General features: G+C 53.4%; 21 protein-coding genes. 17 read left to right on the top strand and 4 right to left on the bottom strand.

The annotated features are described in order from the left end of the window. The first annotated feature begins 4 nt into the window (after positions 1-4). The 17 genes from AEQ63_RS28135 (at position 5) to AEQ63_RS13475 (ending at position 11,507) form a co-directional block, all read left to right on the top strand. Positions 5-259, top strand: coding sequence for a hypothetical protein (locus AEQ63_RS28135; protein WP_152972362.1), 255 nt, complete (start codon positions 5-7; stop codon positions 257-259). 168 nt (positions 260-427) lie between these two features. Beyond that, positions 428-712, top strand: a complete 285-nt coding sequence (locus AEQ63_RS13550) for a hypothetical protein (RefSeq protein WP_064363761.1) — start codon at positions 428-430, stop codon at positions 710-712. Between the two features lie 32 nt (positions 713-744). Beyond that, the gene (locus AEQ63_RS13545; RefSeq protein WP_064363760.1) at positions 745-1,425 is read left to right on the top strand and encodes a GNAT family N-acetyltransferase; all 681 of its coding nucleotides are present in this window, start codon (positions 745-747) and stop codon (positions 1,423-1,425) included. Positions 1,426-1,749: 324 nt separating this feature from the next. Then, the gene (locus tag AEQ63_RS13540) at positions 1,750-2,073 is read left to right on the top strand and encodes a hypothetical protein (protein WP_064363759.1); all 324 of its coding nucleotides are present in this window, start codon (positions 1,750-1,752) and stop codon (positions 2,071-2,073) included. Between the two features lie 69 nt (positions 2,074-2,142). Continuing rightward, entirely contained in the window at positions 2,143-2,532 is a 390-nt protein-coding gene (locus AEQ63_RS13535; protein WP_152972361.1) for a hypothetical protein, read from the top strand. A 94-nt stretch (positions 2,533-2,626) separates the two neighbouring features. Beyond that, positions 2,627-3,832, top strand: a complete 1,206-nt coding sequence (locus tag AEQ63_RS13530; protein ID WP_064363757.1) for an acyltransferase family protein — start codon at positions 2,627-2,629, stop codon at positions 3,830-3,832. A 212-nt stretch (positions 3,833-4,044) separates the two neighbouring features. Then, positions 4,045-4,317, top strand: a complete 273-nt coding sequence (locus tag AEQ63_RS13525; RefSeq protein WP_064363756.1) for a hypothetical protein — start codon at positions 4,045-4,047, stop codon at positions 4,315-4,317. A gap of 127 nt (positions 4,318-4,444) precedes the next feature. Then, entirely contained in the window at positions 4,445-5,968 is a 1,524-nt protein-coding gene (gene dnaB / locus AEQ63_RS13520; RefSeq protein WP_064363755.1) for a replicative DNA helicase, read from the top strand. Positions 5,969-6,052: 84 nt separating this feature from the next. Continuing rightward, positions 6,053-7,450 (top strand): replicative DNA helicase, encoded by a 1,398-nt coding sequence (dnaB, locus tag AEQ63_RS13515; protein ID WP_064363754.1) that lies wholly within the window; start codon positions 6,053-6,055, stop codon positions 7,448-7,450. Between the two features lie 415 nt (positions 7,451-7,865). After that, positions 7,866-8,420: a hypothetical protein gene (locus AEQ63_RS13510; RefSeq protein WP_064363753.1), complete on the top strand. Its 555-nt coding sequence runs from the start codon at positions 7,866-7,868 to the stop codon at positions 8,418-8,420. A 341-nt stretch (positions 8,421-8,761) separates the two neighbouring features. Further along, positions 8,762-8,944, top strand: coding sequence for a hypothetical protein (locus tag AEQ63_RS13505; RefSeq protein WP_064363752.1), 183 nt, complete (start codon positions 8,762-8,764; stop codon positions 8,942-8,944). Positions 8,945-8,962: 18 nt separating this feature from the next. Next, positions 8,963-9,214: an antirestriction protein ArdR gene (locus tag AEQ63_RS13500; RefSeq protein WP_064363751.1), complete on the top strand. Its 252-nt coding sequence runs from the start codon at positions 8,963-8,965 to the stop codon at positions 9,212-9,214. Positions 9,215-9,676: 462 nt separating this feature from the next. Next, positions 9,677-10,165: a hypothetical protein gene (locus tag AEQ63_RS13490; RefSeq protein ID WP_064363749.1), complete on the top strand. Its 489-nt coding sequence runs from the start codon at positions 9,677-9,679 to the stop codon at positions 10,163-10,165. A 206-nt stretch (positions 10,166-10,371) separates the two neighbouring features. Next, positions 10,372-10,602, top strand: a complete 231-nt coding sequence (locus AEQ63_RS13485; protein WP_064363748.1) for a hypothetical protein — start codon at positions 10,372-10,374, stop codon at positions 10,600-10,602. A 16-nt stretch (positions 10,603-10,618) separates the two neighbouring features. Continuing rightward, complete coding sequence (locus AEQ63_RS28640) at positions 10,619-10,774, top strand: hypothetical protein (protein WP_161806079.1); 156 nt, start codon at positions 10,619-10,621, stop codon at positions 10,772-10,774. Between the two features lie 14 nt (positions 10,775-10,788). Next, positions 10,789-11,064 (top strand): hypothetical protein, encoded by a 276-nt coding sequence (locus AEQ63_RS13480; RefSeq protein ID WP_177330600.1) that lies wholly within the window; start codon positions 10,789-10,791, stop codon positions 11,062-11,064. Positions 11,065-11,210: 146 nt separating this feature from the next. Next, entirely contained in the window at positions 11,211-11,507 is a 297-nt protein-coding gene (locus AEQ63_RS13475) for a hypothetical protein (protein ID WP_152972360.1), read from the top strand. A 538-nt stretch (positions 11,508-12,045) separates the two neighbouring features. Here AEQ63_RS13475 and AEQ63_RS13470 read toward each other — a convergent pair. The 4 genes from AEQ63_RS13470 to AEQ63_RS13455 form a co-directional block, all read right to left on the bottom strand. Next, complete coding sequence (locus AEQ63_RS13470; RefSeq protein ID WP_064363746.1) at positions 12,046-13,137, bottom strand: AlbA family DNA-binding domain-containing protein; 1,092 nt, start codon at positions 13,135-13,137, stop codon at positions 12,046-12,048. A gap of 83 nt (positions 13,138-13,220) precedes the next feature. After that, positions 13,221-13,457, bottom strand: coding sequence for a hypothetical protein (locus AEQ63_RS13465; RefSeq protein WP_064363745.1), 237 nt, complete (start codon positions 13,455-13,457; stop codon positions 13,221-13,223). A gap of 112 nt (positions 13,458-13,569) precedes the next feature. Further along, positions 13,570-14,217, bottom strand: a complete 648-nt coding sequence (locus AEQ63_RS13460) for a hypothetical protein (RefSeq protein WP_064363744.1) — start codon at positions 14,215-14,217, stop codon at positions 13,570-13,572. A 78-nt stretch (positions 14,218-14,295) separates the two neighbouring features. Continuing rightward, positions 14,296-15,048: a replication initiation protein gene (locus AEQ63_RS13455; protein ID WP_064363743.1), complete on the bottom strand. Its 753-nt coding sequence runs from the start codon at positions 15,046-15,048 to the stop codon at positions 14,296-14,298. Positions 15,049-15,695: the final 647 nt, after the last annotated feature.

Here is a 15,695-nt window from a genome sequence, read left to right as displayed (position 1 = left end):
CAGCATGAACGATAATCACAAGATTCAAATTCCTTCAGGTGGCTCGTTCCGTCGCCCTGCTGGGCCGTATGACCTGGAAAGCAGACTCCCACGTTATGACGTTGAAGTCCTCGCGGTTGATGATCATGCAAGCCATCAAGTCGAAATTGATTCAGAGATCATGGGATCCGTGGGTAACTACACTTGGATCTGGAAGATCGTGAACAATTCTTCTTGGCCGGTGTTTATTACCCTCAAAAAGAATGGAATTCCTGAGTAGCTCGAGCCAAAAAAGCAGAGCGCGTCAGGCAGTGCCATGGCGATATCCAACGCCCTAACCTGCGTGTGTACGAGAGCCAAAATCCTTTCCCTCTACCCCGGCCTCGCTTCTAAGGGGCTGCCCAAGGGGTAGGGAAGCATTTACTACCCAAAATCAAGCAGGAATGACATGTCGACACTCATTATTCAGTTAGTGATTTTGACAATCTGTGTCGGAGCACTTTTGATGTCCTACTGGAACTATTCGCGGTACGTTGAGGCGAAGCAGGACCAGGAAAAATCTAGTCAAAATCTGCGAATCGCCTTGCATGCGATGAACGATGCAGGGATTGGAGGCGCCGAGTTCAAGCGTATTGAAAGCTCACATTACCGCCCATACCAGAAGCGTTTTAGAGTTTCGCTCCTCGTGGGCATCAGCTTTGGGATTGCTGGTTTAGCTCTGCTACTCGCTTAGCCATGAATAAACCCGCGAACTACGGAAAGTATATGTCGTTTATTACCACTGATTTAACCGAAGGTGACATCGATCAAGCGATCAAGCTGGCTCGCGCCAACTACGTTGAGCTGATCAACAAGTTCGTGAAGCCTCACGGCCCCACGAGCAGTCTCTGCATTGCGCAGGTGGAGGCAGAGGTGCGGGAGTATCTCTTAGACGCCCTCACAGGCTGTTACGGAGGATTTGCTGAAGTTGTGCTCGCCAGAGATCAGGCAAGGGGCAATCTTGTCGGATTCCTGATTGTACTGCGTGGCAACGACCCGGAGGATTGTGGCATCAGCTACACCGTGGTCTGCGCTACTCACAGGCGGCAGGGAATCCTTCGTGAAATGCTGCGAAGAGTCCAAGGCCAATACAGTCACATTGGGCTGTCCTGCAACGTGGACAAAGTCCCCTACTACGAAGCGCTTGGGTTTCATATCACTGGCTCCGACTGCGCCCAGGTTGCAATGTGCTGCGGTACCGACAAACCTGATGCGATGATGGGGGCTCTGGATTTCAGTTTAAATTCAAAAATCGCCGACGCAGTGGCCTCGTTTCAACGCGTCCATGGCGCGAAGGCAAAAGGGATTTTAAGCAGGATGGGGGAAATACAGGAGCGTCGGTTCGAATACGTCGAGGGGTATGTCAACAAGCGCTTGTCCGGCCTTTCTCATGCTGATGCGTTATAGGTAAGCACCGATGGATCCTTAAGGGAGTGAGGGGATCAGACGTCACTGATCGAGGAGTTCGTGGTCAAAGCCTGACCATGAGCTCGCCCATCCAGAATCTGCCAAACCCATTCAGAAGATTCTTCCTCGACATATCTGACTTCAACCAGCCATATCGGGCTCGATGCAAGCTTGCATTTTTCCCACGTGCGTAACCATGGTTGCAAGTCACTGCTGTCGGCGGCTACCGGCGACCAGCTTGAAAAGCGCCGATGTTCGACGCGAACTCAGTAGAATCACGTATTTTTCGCTACGGCGAAACCACTTTAAAAGCCTGAGATAGTTATGAAATTTAAACCTGCGGCCTTAGCCTCCGTGCTTCTCGCAACGGCCTTAGCCTCCGTGCTTCTCGCAACTGTTGTGATTGGGTCGATAGCAGACCGCATCCAGTGGGCAGGGCAGATTGTTGGGCGCATAAATATGACGAACGTGTCGATCAACGACACCAACTGCGGTCCGAACGACTGGATGGAAGTGGCTCGAGGAAATGGCCCAACACGCGTGATGCGGTACCGCTGCGGCACGGTATTTTGGCCTTTTTACAAGTCGGGTGAATCAGCGCTTGTGGCGACCTATTTCAGCAGCAAACCGGCCACCACCAACGATTAGATAATGGATGACACATTGACGTCAGGCGCCGACTCGAACATCGGCGGTTTGTCACAAGGATTGAATCACATGAAATTAATCCAAACCCTATCAATTTTAGCGGTGCCAATCGTTCTCACCGGGTGTGAAGAAGCCCAAAAATCCATGCTTGTACTCAATGAGAACAAGCACGCGACCGTGATTTCGAATGACGGCTATCAAACCGTCACGGTTTCGGGCACCTATTCGATTGAGAAGGCAGATCAACAGGGTCACTACCTATTGGTTGACGCCCCCTGCGGGAGGCTCAGCTTTTCTTATCCAAAACCTAACGTTCTTCGATATGAGAACGGTCGCGCGCTCAGCAGTAACACTGCAGAGTGTGGTCTTCAATCACAGGTCGCGGATCAAGAATGGCACTTGGTCTTGAAGTCAGTAACAGGTTTCACCGCCTCCCCTCCTGAAGGCTGGCCCTATTAATCGCCCTTCTGATCATAAACGTACAGGCTAGAAACAGAGCAGCCGTTAGTCTCGGCGCCTCTCGGCCATCACTAGAATAATTAGAGAAAACTCGATGAGCAGCAGCAAAAATTGGGAAATTGAGTACTTGCGCGGTGTCGCGATCCTGATGACGTTGGTGACCCACGTAAATCAGATGCTCCCTTTCCACGCAGATTTTTTGGCCAAGGTTTTCAACGTCTACTCGCCCTGGTCAGGGGTGGATCTGTTCTTCTGCATATCCGGATTTGTCGTTAGCAAAAGCTATTTGGACTATTTTGATAACCATCGTGCGCAGGGCAATTTCGGTATTGCTGCGATTTCGTTCTGGATCCGCCGCGCTTACCGTCTTTTGCCGACTGCTTGGCTGTGGGTCTTAATTCCGTTGGCCTTTTCGATTCTCTTCAACCAGTCGAATGCATTTGACTCTTGGTACAACAACCTGCGCAGCATAACGGCTGTTGTCACCTTCAGTGGCAACCTTGCGAATATGTATGGTGTGCTTCTGGGCCCCAACTCTGTGTACTGGAGCTTGGCCCTGGAGGAGCAATTTTACTTCGTATTCCCCCTTTTCCTACTGCTGGTGACTTCACCGAAGTGGAGAGTGATCGCTCTGCTGTTGCTGATCGTGGCCCAGTTCGGCTTAGACCGTAACGCCTTCGCTGCTCCCCCTGCAGGTCTTCTATTTTCCTTCCGACTGGATGCGATGATGTGGGGTGTGCTGCTGTGCATCTTCACCCGTTCAGATCTCTACAAGCAGGTTGAGCCAACTGCCCTTAGCAACAGCCTTCTCCCACGAGCTCTGGTTACGTTGTTCCTGGTTTACATGCTCGGTGCCATTGCTGGACAACTGATCTTGACCCCAATAGCCGTGGGATTAATCGCAATCGTGTCCGCACTCATTGTGTGGCTCGCGAGCTACCAAAAGGGCTATATCTACTGCCCGGCAGTTCTGACCGGACCAATGAAATGGCTAGGTTCGAGATCCTACGCGCTTTATGTCATCCACATGTTTGCTTACCACCTAAGCACCGAGATCTGGAGCCGCGTAGCGGCTGGAAATGACTCACCACTCACAAGCACCTACACCGCCCAGTTGCTGCTGACCTCCGCGGTCATCATGCTCGTAATGAGTGAACTCAATTACCGGTATGTCGAGCAACCCTTGAGAAAGCGCGGTGCCGAAATCGCAAAAAGGAAACTGGCCCAGCTTGGAGCAAATGAACCCGCGCCAGCAGGCTCTTCTCTTGGCCTAACTAATGCGCCTGACACTGCCAAATGAGATCGCCGTAGTGGGTAAGCCTCGCTACGGATAAAAGACAGTAGTTTCGGAAGCATCCGACATAGCTCCCAGGCGCCAGGCGCTACAATCGACGATCGCAGCTTGCTTCTAAAGACAAGCTGCCCCCCTCCTCTGTACTTCCTCAGCCCGCCTCGCGGGCTTTACCAGTACCAGCGCACGACTTTCGCGTCCGCGAGATCAAGGACACTCAGATGACCCTTTTAGAAAGAACCATCGTCGACCAAGCCCGCCACGAGCTCGAAAACTTGCGCCGCGCGTTGTTGATGCCCAATGGCGACGATCGCACCTCAGCGCTGTCGTCAGCTTTCTGGATGCTCAGTGGGTTCACATTGCTGGCCTGCCTCAAAGATAGCGGGATGGGCGAGGACGCCTGCACTGAGCTACATGCCATAGACAGAGACGCCGGTCAGGCGATCTCTGCTGCAGGCTTGGTTGGTATGATCAACAAGAACACACCGACTTAAGGGGAGAGTCTCGCAAAACTCACTATTGGCCCCTGATTGAGCCTTGCAATATTTGAGTTCGCAGTAGTCTAAAATCGCTGCATCTAAATCCCCGGCCCTTCGACGGCAACGACTAGCAGAAATACTGATGACCCGACTCGCAACCGATGAGCTCACAGAGTCGCAGCGATTTCCGCCTCATTCAATCGAGGCAGAACAAGCTGTGCTTGGTGGTTTGCTGCTGGACAATTCTACGTTTGAGTCGATGGCTGATCTGGTTGCAGTCGACGATTTCTATACGTCAGAACACCGGGCAATCTTTCGCGCGATCAGCACCCTTGCTGATCGTGGTGTCGCTTTCGACGTCGTCACCCTCCATGACCATCTCAGCAGCGAGCCTGCAGCTGGTCAGCTTGGGCATATCGAATATTTGAAGGAGCTTTTGGCCAACACTCCGTCAACGGCAAACATCGATTCATACGCGAGCCTTATCAGAGAGCGAGCCAAGCTTAGAAGAATCATCACGACGTGCGAGGAAATTTCTCAGAGCGTGCAAAGCCCTGAAGGCAGATCCGCCGCCGAGTTGATTGAAGACGCAGAACGCAGAGTGCTGACGCTCGTCACTTCAACTCGGAAACGTGGTGGCCCAACAGGTGTTTCTCAACTCCTGACCAGGGCTAAAAAGAAAATCGATGCGCGATCAAAATCAGCATCGACCATGACAGGTCTCTCCAGCGGCTTCACGGATCTGGATTTAAAAACCAATGGCCTACAGCCTGCTGATCTGATCATCGTTGCCGGTCGACCATCAATGGGCAAAACGACATTCGCAATGAACCTCGTTGAAAATGCGGTGCTTCACGGGGAAAAGCCGGTATTGGTTTACTCCCTTGAGATGCCAGGCGAGTCGTTGATATTTCGCATGCTTGCGTCCATTGGCCGTATCGACTTGACCAAGATTCGCTCTGGACGCCTGAAGGACAATGATTGGCCTCGCCTGTCTTCCGCGGTCGATCTACTCAACGATAGAAAGCTGTTCATCGACGACACTTCCGGGATCAGTCCATCCGATATGCGCTCCCGCACACGACGCATTGCGCGAGAGCATGGTGAGCTCGGTTTGATCATGGTCGATTACCTGCAGCTGATGCAGATCCCCGGCGCCAGCGGGAAAAATCGCACGAATGAAATTTCCGAGATTTCCCGATCGCTGAAAGCGCTGGCCAAGGAATTCAACTGCCCAGTGGTAGCACTTTCCCAACTGAATCGCTCACTAGAACAACGTCCTGATAAACGCCCCGTTGCTTCCGACCTTCGTGAGTCAGGTGCGATTGAACAAGACGCCGATGTCATCATGTTTGTGTACCGGGATGAGGTTTACCAACCGGAAACCAAATTCAAAGGCACCGCGGAAATTATCATCGGCAAGAACCGAGACGGTCCAACGGGATTCTGCAGGTTGAAGTTTATCGACCGGTTTACCCGTTTTGAGACTCTGCTCCCAGGCACTCATGACTTTACCGACCTTGAACTGGGCATGGTGGAGGTCATAGATGAACATCCGCGCCTAGGCCGAATGGTAGCGTCAGAACTGGCCACCCAAAACAAATTGGTAAGAGTTATGAACCCAGTCTCTGGAATCCGAAGAGGTGCCAGACGCCCCAAGAAATAGCTTTACCGATGTCAGTAGTTCCTGCCGCGTCTTCTAAGAGGTCGCTTGCCCAAGGTCTGTTTCCAACCCATTGAGCCCGAGTCTATGAACGAAATCACCGCTCCCGAGCAATACGATCTACAAACCGCCGCGCTTAAGGTGCCACCGCATTCCATTGAAGCCGAACAGGCCGTACTCGGTGGTCTGATGCTGGACAACAACGCTTGGGAACGCGTGCTCGATCAAGTCTCCGACGGCGATTTCTACCGTCATGATCACCGTTTGATCTTCCGTGCGATCGCCAAACTTGCCGATCAGAATTCACCGATCGACGTGGTGACCCTTGCCGAACAGTTGGACAAAGAAGGTCAGACCTCGCAGGTCGGCGGACTTGGGTACTTGGGCGAGCTGGCGAAAAATACGCCCTCCGTCGCCAACATCAAGGCTTATGCTCAGATCGTTCGTGAGCGGGCGACTCTGCGTCAACTGATCGGCATCAGCACTGAGATTGCCGACAGTGCGTTCAACCCGGAAGGCCGTACCGCGGAGGAGATCCTCGACGAAGCCGAACGGCAGATCTTCCAGATAGCTGAGGCCCGACCTAAGACTGGTGGCCCAGTGGGTGTTAACGACTTGCTGGCCAAAGCCATTGATCGCATCGACACCCTGTTCAACACGGACAATGCAATCACCGGCCTATCCACGGGTTACACCGACCTAGATGAGAAAACCAGCGGCCTGCAACCTGCTGACCTCATTATCGTTGCTGGCCGCCCGTCCATGGGCAAAACCACATTCGCGATGAATCTGGTGGAAAATGCCGTGCTGCGAAGTGAGAAAGCCGTTCTCGTTTACTCGCTGGAGATGCCCGGTGAATCGCTGATCATGCGTATGCTCTCGTCGCTGGGCCGTATAGACCAGACCAAGGTGCGTTCCGGGCAACTGGAAGACGATGATTGGCCGCGCCTGACCTCGGCGGTCAACCTGCTTAACAATCGCAAGCTGTTCATCGACGACACAGCGGGTATCAGTCCCTCGGAAATGCGTGCGCGGACTCGGCGTCTGGTGCGCGAACACGGTGAGATTGGTCTGATCATGATCGACTACCTGCAGCTGATGCAGATCCCAGGCTCCAGTGGCGACAGCCGGACCAACGAGATTTCCGAGATCTCCCGATCGTTGAAGGCGCTGGCCAAGGAATTCAACTGCCCGGTGGTGGCTCTGTCGCAGCTCAACCGTTCCTTGGAACAACGTCCCAACAAACGCCCGGTGAACTCCGACCTGCGGGAGTCCGGAGCGATCGAGCAGGACGCCGACGTCATCATGTTCGTGTATCGGGACGAGGTGTATCACCCAGAGACCGAACACAAAGGCATTGCCGAAATCATTATCGGCAAACAGCGGAACGGCCCAATCGGTTTTATTCGCTTGGCGTTCATCGGCAAATACACCCGATTCGAAAACCTCGCACCAGGCAGCTACAACTTCGACGATGACGAGTAAACGCCACGACTTTCCGCATATGAAAGTGCTGTGCCGTCTAGCGAATTGAGAGCTTTTTATTCCCGACCAGGTGAATTTAACTTTCTTTAGAAACAGAAAGGCCCGCGCTAGGCGGGCCTTGTCGGCGTGCATCCGTGACTACGAGTAGCCTTCCGCCTTTCCCATTGCACGGGGTGGTGACATTACGGAACCGATTTGAATTCAACCGGTAAATAGGGAGCGAGTCAATCAAATTTCCGTGACCTTTCGGCGCGCGTAAGAATCCACTGTCCGATCCTGACATCGGGGGCCGGACGGCACCTCGCCCCAAGAAGAATCTCCTGTCTTGCATTATTTCTTATCGTGGGAGGATTGCGATGGTCGTGGCCTGCAACAGCAGCTCAGGCCAAAGCAGCCAAACAAGAAGGAATGACCAATGACCACCCAATTACCTAAGACCTCGGCAGACAATCAGCTTGTACAGCCAGCAGCCCGGATGAACACTGCCCAACGCAACCAGCTAATCACTCGAGCAATCCTTGAAGCTATCTCAACTGGCAAAGGCGAGTGGAGAACAGGAATCGTCCCAGCGGTGCGCGCCCTGAACGTCACCAAGTCAAATGACGGGCTGAAGGTTCGCAATTGCCTCCATTCTCTAATCGACAAAGGCGTCGTATATCGCGTTTGGTTCACCAGCGACGGTGAGCTTTATGACCTGACTACAAACAAGGTGGCCCCCGTTGCTCCTGTTGGCGGCTTCACCATTTTGGATGGCTTGTATCGTGGTCAGTTGGTGAACCTCATCTGCGCCGCCCACTGCGGGGTTCTTGATGATGATGAGCCATTGCCCGAGTCGGTTACCTGCAATGTCACCGGTATTCAGGTTTTGTTGAAATCCGGGAAGAGTGGGTTTGTTGTGACACTCAAAGACGGGACGGATGTTACCGAGCTGTTTAACACCGCACTCAATAAGGCGGTTGGGATGGCGTGAAGTGGTGACAAGTCACCCTCACGCATGCGAGAAAATCTAAACGCCCTGCCGTAAAGGCGGGGCAAGACTCCAAGAAAGGCTACACTTCGCGCCAGCGATCCTGCAGTCTTCGGGGCTACATTGGAGAGCGGTCTGGAGTACCGATTGCCAGCGATGGCCACGCCCTCAGATGGAAATCAAACGTCAGACCAGACCGCTCTACCAATGCAGCTACGAGCCAAATAATAGACCGAGCAATGTTCAAACCAAGTAATTCGTTCACCCTGCCCGAGCTGGCAGAGCAAGACACTATTTTTCCGCCATCAACTTTGAAATCAGCTTGCGCGTGATAGGAAACAGCAATGAAGTATTACGAATGGGAAGCCGAAGTGACCGAGGCGGTAGCCGAGGCTATGGCTATCAGTCATTCCGACGCCTCGGGCATCGTTGAGGCGCAACCGTTCTACATGCAGCAGTCGTGGGGAAAAGGTATGGATGCACAGCAGACCGCTACCAAGATCCTTAGCGCCGCTAAAGCCGAGTAATCGAGGATGAATCTGCCCATGACGCAGCTGATCGAGGCGCTACGCGCAACCGCCACAAAGTGGCGTGCTAGTAATCAGGAGCACCTTGGCGGTGTCGTGCTGGTGTGGGAAGGCGAGGTGTACGGCTGGAAGAACGAACTGCGCGATCCCGAAAGCGAGCGCCCAGGCGCCTACGCCGTGGACAAGGCCGGATTGATCTTCAAAGCAGAAGGCGGCGACGACTACAACGGTGCGAAAACGTGGGTTGCTGTTGACCCTGACGGAGAATAGGAAAAGAAGCGACCATGACCACCCATAGCGATGCTTTTTTTGCCAGGAACCTCATGGCAAGGCTGAAGGAGTACCACCCGACGTTTCCAGTGGAAACAGTGAAAGGCAGTCGGATCGGCGCCGGGTCACAGCGCGTTATCCACATAACTTTTAACGGGGGGAAGTTCGCCCAGTTCCCGTTTCCTACGAAGGGAACGCACACTGCTGCTGTGAGCGACGCTTTGTACCTGTCAGCGTGCAGCATGTTGCAACTCAAACCAGCCCCCGAAGCGACATAGGAAAAGTCGCTGCCCTTCTGCCCGCCCTGCGCGGGCTTCGGCAGGCCTTCGGGCTTGCATTCTTTCTTGTCATGGGATGATTCCGTCAAATTGATGATGCGAGAAATTGTTTAGTACTGCGTTTGGCGCAGCGCCACCATCTCCACCTGTCTTCATCGACCATCCCTTAGTCAAGGAAACAGCCATGATTCACAAGAACGAACGCAGCGTAGACGAAGAAGACGTTGGTGCGCTTTTTCACGCCCTTATTCGCTACATGGAGGCCAATGCAGAACGTTTGGATCGGACGATTGCTGCGGTCGGGTATGCCAGTCTGATGAATTTGGCCAAGCAGGCAGCTGAGCAAGTTGCCTTGCTGCACGATGATGAAGGGGAGCAATGGGACGGTGTTTTCTGGGATGAACTGTTGTGCGCCTTCGACGAAGACAGCCTTGTAGCTGGCCTATTGGCTACTGAGCAGCCTGATGTCACGGCGGTTGTAGTGAAATGGTTGCTTTCCTTCGGATATGTTGAAATTTCGCATGCTGGTGAACGTTGGTCGTTCGATGGTGACGAGCTGTCGGTATGGGACGAAGAGGTGGAAGGCTTTCATTTTCTTACCGGTCACCCTCTTGCTGATCCGACCATTGAATCCGTAACTCAATTCATCGACCAGTTGAACTACTCCAGATGACCACCGCCTCGGCGTGCTGGGTTTTCAGGGCTCACCGATGGTCGGTGCCGAAGCGTCGGGGGAAATTCTGCGAACAGTTAGTATGATCGGTCAACCAATGAGCTGATGCAGGACCTGTAACACCACAAGCCCAGCCGCTAGACCTCTGGACAAACGACGTATAGGGGCGCCGAAGTGGCGCCCGATTCATCTAAGGACTGAAGACAATGACTGAACACGCCTCTATTTCTCTCAAAGCCCTCGAAGGCCTTTATGCGGTCGCCACGGGGCAGCTCACCCATGTCAACAACGGCTTGTGCCCTGACATTCTGGAGGGTGCCATGGTTCGTGACGATGAGTGCCCGGCCTGCCAGATGCTGCTGGCTGCCGACGCCCAACTGCGCGATGCCGGTGTAAGTCTGCCGGATTTCGTAACCGCGACCACACCCGACAAGTGATCTAGGAAAACGCTTTATGACTCAGGTTCAAAAACAGGCGCTCGAAGTCCTTTCCGCTGCATTGAATGCGGCGACGGAATGTGGCGCGCTGGATATTCTCAACAACTTTCAACGCGACCCGGACAGCATCAACGATGTGGTTGATTCGCTGAACGAAGCCCTAACGGTTTGAGTAGGAAATCGACGATGGCCACGCACTTTGATCCCTACCCTGACGACGATGAAGCCGAGCAGGCGCCATGCGGCACTTGGCTCGGGGAAGCCAGCAACAGCACCAGCAACTGGTCGCACGTCGATTGCGGTTTGTGCCTGAGAATGAAAGCCAAGATCAGCGCCGCGCACGAAGCAAGCGAAGCCGCCATCGTCGAGCAGATGGGCGATATGGCGGCGTACATGCGCGTAGGCATACCAACGGCGGAACTTGAAGCGGCGGAAGCTTCCAGCTTCAAACTCCGCAAGTGACAGGAAACGCACCAGGCGCACCCAAGCCCCGCCGTCAAACATGGGGCCGAGGCAGTAGAGCAAGGCCACATTCGTTCCTCATGAGAGATAAGACAATGCGAAGGGCAACAGCGGCAAAAGCCTTACGCGTAGCCAGCATAGTCGCGATGATCGCGATTGGTTGGCAGGCGATACGGTTCATCATGGACGACGTTGGCAATCCGCTTGTGCCAGTTTCCGAGTTCGTCATCAAGATCATCGGTGAGGCTTCCGGGCTACCTCCTGAGGCACTGCGCAATTGGTATCTATCGTACATGGTCTGGGGTTTTGGCATTGCAGCCTGGGTGAGCGCTGCCCTGTTCACTGGCACTGTCGGCAAAGTTGCTGCGCGGGTGGTGCTGGTCGGCTGGAAGCAGTACCGGGCCGAGAATCGCGGGGCCGATAACCTGCCCCGACTGGAGTAGGAAAACCATGGTACAGCTAAGAATTATTTCAACTCTGATAGGCACGATGGCCATCTGCGCATCGTTAATGGCTGCTGAGGTAAATCCTCAAAACGTCATTGCTGATGGATCCGTAGACGCGCCAAATCAAAAGCTGGTTCGACAGATGGGTGCGACAATTCTCGCAGGCTATTGTGATGCAGTTTTTCCTCTGCCCCCAGACTCAACAAGCGTTAAAGGTGATCCGTCTAAAGAAACCCCAGACAACGCAGCTCTGCATCGATGCCAGTACATCCGTGAGTCTCCAGACTGCATTGGCAATTCCACATGCCCAAGTTACGAAGACTGGACTAAAACTAACGCCGAAATTTCACCATCGCTCCCACGCGCAAGTTTCTTGGATGCCTTGGACAAGCACCAAAAGCGATTGCAAGCTACCCAGGCAACGAATTGATCTCTCGTAATCAGCCCGCCGCGCTGCGGGCTTTGGGCACCAGACCACACACCGAGACCCGCCCAGTCTCATCTCCCCCTTGAAGAGCCTACCCCAGCATTACAACTACTCCTCAGTTCCCAGGGTCCGCTCTGTGGCCTGAATTGTGGTCGGAACGCTAAGGACGATCGGCGCGCGGAGTTCGTCAGCGTGAATGCGTACTTGGATTGAAGTGAGCTCGGAGGGGGGAGTGATCAGAAATATGTCGCCACTGGGGGATGACTCTCCAGCGTGAATCTTTCCAAAGCTGAAAACGGCGGTGAGCCTATCAGGTTCGATGTGCTCGTCGAACGGAGGTTTGAGCAGCGTAGCGAGGCTGGTAATTTTCGGCACAAAATCTGTACTGGGAACATCCTCAAGTTCAGCTTTAACACGCAGTGCGCCAGGTGGTTCAAAGCACAGGTGTACCCTCACACTGTTTGCTGAAGCGGTTCCTCGGTTCACCAGATTCATTCTGAACCCAAATGACTCAGCCTGCTCCTGCTGGTAGAGAGCCATGTCCCGGTAGTAATTTCGATTCACCAGCCTGTCGTTCAACTTGAGATACCCATGCGTCCCCTCGGTATAGTCCGGGTACTCATCGATAGTCAGGTGTGTGTATGCGAAGCTGATACCGCTGTTGAGCGATTTCTGGTCTTCAAGGCTGAATAGCTCAACGGACAACAGTGGTTCACCTGTCGAACCTTTGATGGCTTCCAATGCGCCCATCTTCGCTATCTGCGTTGGATCAGCGATCGCGGTCGAGGAGCCGTAACGGACATACACGACGTCCTTTTCAACAATCCCATATTTCTTCTTCGCGTAGATCGGGCGCTCCTGGACCTCAATGGTGTAGAGCCCCAGCGCCTGATTTTTGTAGGTGACTGCCCGGTAAGAGAACACTACGTGTTTGTTCGTCTTTCCGTTGATGAACTGCTGCAGTCTCGAGTCATCTGGGTGCCGAGTGACAGGGTAGAACTCCTGCTCACTCTCATCAAAGCCGATGAGGATGTAAGCGGGCTCCGTTCGCCAGGTATTGCTGAAAGCCAGGATATCTTTGAGCAACTCACTCTTCTTAACGTCATCAGCCCCATCGGTAACGTACCCTTCCCGCTTGTAATCGAGTGTGGTTCCTTCACCGGTATACAGCAGGCGGTCGATCAGGTCGTCATCTGTCATAGCTAACTCTTGAGCTTATAAAACGATGGTCTGACCGCGGCTGTCGTCGCACGCGCCCCACCCTGGCTTAGTCAAATACTCCGTTAGTGGCCCCTGACATTGATCTTTGGGGCATAGAACGGTTGGCTCACACTCATCGCCGCTTTTTGTTGCAAAACCGGAGACACCACCAGTTCACCTTTGACGACCTGCAGCGTACGGTGAACACCCGCCTGATCAACCGCCTGCACTGAGGCCCCAGTTTCCAACGCGGCAACCAAGCGCCGATGGCCCGTTACCAACTCAAACCCTTTTGCTGCAAGCTGTTCAATGATCGTCATGATTTTCCGTTCTCAAAGGTGACTATTGCTGAGTGCTACGCACATTCCATGTTGGCACAAGAGATAAAAAAGCAACTCTCTGAAGCGTCCGTCTCCGGACACAATTCCTGCGTCATTGTTCTAACCAGACAGCGAGCTTTTCGACTTCGCCGATCGCCAGATGCAAGTCCGGGCGCGTCACGTGGATTGTCGGATCGATGAGCAAGCCACCTGCGCCGTTCTGCATCAGCGTTTTCTCATGGTCACTAATGAACAGTGGGCTAGGGTATTTGTTGATAACCCCAGTGCTATGGCTGGCTCTTGTATCGGTGATGTGATTGACGTGCTGGCTGGCATTTCTGGCCAGCACCAGCTGCTCCAGGACGGCGAAATCCACGGGACAGTTTGTCCAGTCGACACCGTGCTTCGCGAAGCACGTGCGGTACCCACCGATGAAGCCCTTTTTGAAGGCTTTGGTGCCGCACTCAGCTTCGCAGTCCAACCCCGAGTTTCGCTCCAGCGTAAGAAAGAAAACTTTTAAGCTCTCGGAGAGCATCGAGACGCACGTCTGGCCGACTACCTCTAAGCCAGTCTGTGCTTGGAGCCACTCTTGAAGAAACGCGGGTTCACCATCCATCGTGTCTGGGTCGAAGTATGGAGGCTCGAACGGAGCTTCTTCCGCATTGATTTTCCGGATTGTCTCGAGAAATGGCGCTGTGGCCTCGTCGAAGTAATGCCGGATGAAAGCGGTTCGTTGCTCAAGAAAAAACCTGACATCCACTCGACCTACTCCATGGCTGATTGATGCGGTGCAGCTAAGGGCGCAATCTTTTTATTCCCAACCAGGTTGAATGTGAATTCAACCCACCGCGGCCAGTGCTTCGAGCGGTTCAAGCGGCTCGGAGAGATCCAGGCGCATCTGGTCGCTTTCCTTAAACCGGAATGTCAGACGCTTCACGGTGCGACCCTCGGTGTGAGTTTCGTAGGTGATATCAAGATTACTCTTGGCTTTCAGTTCCTTGATCGACGGGTCGATGACTTTCTGGCGTAGGTTGTTGAACCTGGCGTAGCTGTCACCTAGCTCCAACATTTCCCGGAATGCATCGACTTCGATCGTGTACCAACCGGTCTCACGGAACTGCATAAACAGCTCGAACATACGGATCGAGTGAATGCTGTTCAGGTGAGCTACACGCCTCAACTCATAAGTCGTGAAGTGTTTGTTCAGCATGCTGAGGTAAGGAAGAACGTGAACCGTAAAGTGAAGCGTTGCGCAGCCTTCACCCTTCTCGTATTCAACGCGATCCACCCAGCGAAAACGCACCGTCTTGGATTTGCTCTCTTTGGTCTTGATGTCGCGGTCGTACAACGTGTTGCAGGCGTCAATCATTGCCTCGTAGGCTTGTTTGAGCGGTATGTTGTAAACCTCGGCAAAATCCGTCGCCCGAACAGTGATTGGCTTATGGATCGGCTTACGCGAGTCTATCTGGCCGATCGTGATGAGCAACAACCGCTGCTCCTGCAACGTGAGCTTGTACGACGCCGACACCAGGTCATTGGCCTTTGTGACCTTATGACTGGTTTGTGGGTGAACCACGACGATATCGTTCATCGACTAAATACCAAAACTTGTTTAGTCGAATGTAATCGACTACGAGAGAAAAGGGAAATAGTCGATTCAATTTATTTTTAGACCCCGGAATCCTTAGTCGATGGCTTGCCCGGAATTGGTAGTCGAACCGACCCGAAATCCTTAGTCGTCAGTCGCCCGGTTTTTTTAGTTGATGCTGAAGAATGTTCTATCAGGACGGCAGACCCGGAATTCTTAGTCGCAAGAGCTGCGGGTCCTTTGCGAACAGCCGGAATTTATAGTCGATCCTCAAAGGGGGCCCCTGCGCCCTGTAAATACAGGGTCTCGCGCTTCTGGCTCGCTACCGGAATCCTTAGTCGATAGTGTTTTGGGGGACTGATTCAGGCCGGAATCGGTAGTCGATACCTGACATTGGCCTAGATCCAGGCCCCTACTCGGGCACACAGAACCCGGTTTTTTTAGTCGTAAGAGTGATCCAACCCCCCGACAACCCAAAGAAACTCCACGCAACCCGCTGAAACCTAGACAAATTCTGACCGTGAGCGCTAAATGAGTGCTGAGTTGATCAAAGATTGTTCGTATACAGACGCCCACCCGGAAAATAGAGTCGATAGAAGCCGGAATTGGTAGTCGTTGCCGGCCGGAATCTATAGTCGATAAGGCCCAAA

Origin of the sequence: Pseudomonas sp. RIT-PI-o, assembly GCF_001297215.1 — a bacterium.
Taxonomy (GTDB): Bacteria; Pseudomonadota; Gammaproteobacteria; order Pseudomonadales; family Pseudomonadaceae; genus Aquipseudomonas; species Aquipseudomonas moraviensis_A.
This window is presented reverse-complemented; position numbering and strand designations above follow the sequence as displayed.

Coding starts and splice junctions, on each gene's coding strand:
- dnaB (WP_064363755.1), top strand. CDS start 4,445: ATGACCCGACTCGCAACCGATGAGCTCACAGAGTCGCAGCGATTTCCG.
- AEQ63_RS13480 (WP_177330600.1), top strand. CDS start 10,789: ATGGCCACGCACTTTGATCCCTACCCTGACGACGATGAAGCCGAGCAG.
- dnaB (WP_064363754.1), top strand. CDS start 6,053: ATGAACGAAATCACCGCTCCCGAGCAATACGATCTACAAACCGCCGCG.
- AEQ63_RS13475 (WP_152972360.1), top strand. CDS start 11,211: ATGATCGCGATTGGTTGGCAGGCGATACGGTTCATCATGGACGACGTT.
- AEQ63_RS28135 (WP_152972362.1), top strand. CDS start 5: ATGAACGATAATCACAAGATTCAAATTCCTTCAGGTGGCTCGTTCCGT.
- AEQ63_RS13540 (WP_064363759.1), top strand. CDS start 1,750: ATGAAATTTAAACCTGCGGCCTTAGCCTCCGTGCTTCTCGCAACGGCC.
- AEQ63_RS13490 (WP_064363749.1), top strand. CDS start 9,677: ATGATTCACAAGAACGAACGCAGCGTAGACGAAGAAGACGTTGGTGCG.
- AEQ63_RS13455 (WP_064363743.1), bottom strand. CDS start 15,048: ATGAACGATATCGTCGTGGTTCACCCACAAACCAGTCATAAGGTCACA.
- AEQ63_RS13505 (WP_064363752.1), top strand. CDS start 8,762: ATGAAGTATTACGAATGGGAAGCCGAAGTGACCGAGGCGGTAGCCGAG.
- AEQ63_RS13500 (WP_064363751.1), top strand. CDS start 8,963: ATGACGCAGCTGATCGAGGCGCTACGCGCAACCGCCACAAAGTGGCGT.
- AEQ63_RS13470 (WP_064363746.1), bottom strand. CDS start 13,137: ATGACAGATGACGACCTGATCGACCGCCTGCTGTATACCGGTGAAGGA.
- AEQ63_RS28640 (WP_161806079.1), top strand. CDS start 10,619: ATGACTCAGGTTCAAAAACAGGCGCTCGAAGTCCTTTCCGCTGCATTG.
- AEQ63_RS13530 (WP_064363757.1), top strand. CDS start 2,627: ATGAGCAGCAGCAAAAATTGGGAAATTGAGTACTTGCGCGGTGTCGCG.
- AEQ63_RS13510 (WP_064363753.1), top strand. CDS start 7,866: ATGACCACCCAATTACCTAAGACCTCGGCAGACAATCAGCTTGTACAG.
- AEQ63_RS13545 (WP_064363760.1), top strand. CDS start 745: ATGTCGTTTATTACCACTGATTTAACCGAAGGTGACATCGATCAAGCG.
- AEQ63_RS13550 (WP_064363761.1), top strand. CDS start 428: ATGTCGACACTCATTATTCAGTTAGTGATTTTGACAATCTGTGTCGGA.
- AEQ63_RS13535 (WP_152972361.1), top strand. CDS start 2,143: ATGAAATTAATCCAAACCCTATCAATTTTAGCGGTGCCAATCGTTCTC.
- AEQ63_RS13525 (WP_064363756.1), top strand. CDS start 4,045: ATGACCCTTTTAGAAAGAACCATCGTCGACCAAGCCCGCCACGAGCTC.
- AEQ63_RS13465 (WP_064363745.1), bottom strand. CDS start 13,457: ATGACGATCATTGAACAGCTTGCAGCAAAAGGGTTTGAGTTGGTAACG.
- AEQ63_RS13485 (WP_064363748.1), top strand. CDS start 10,372: ATGACTGAACACGCCTCTATTTCTCTCAAAGCCCTCGAAGGCCTTTAT.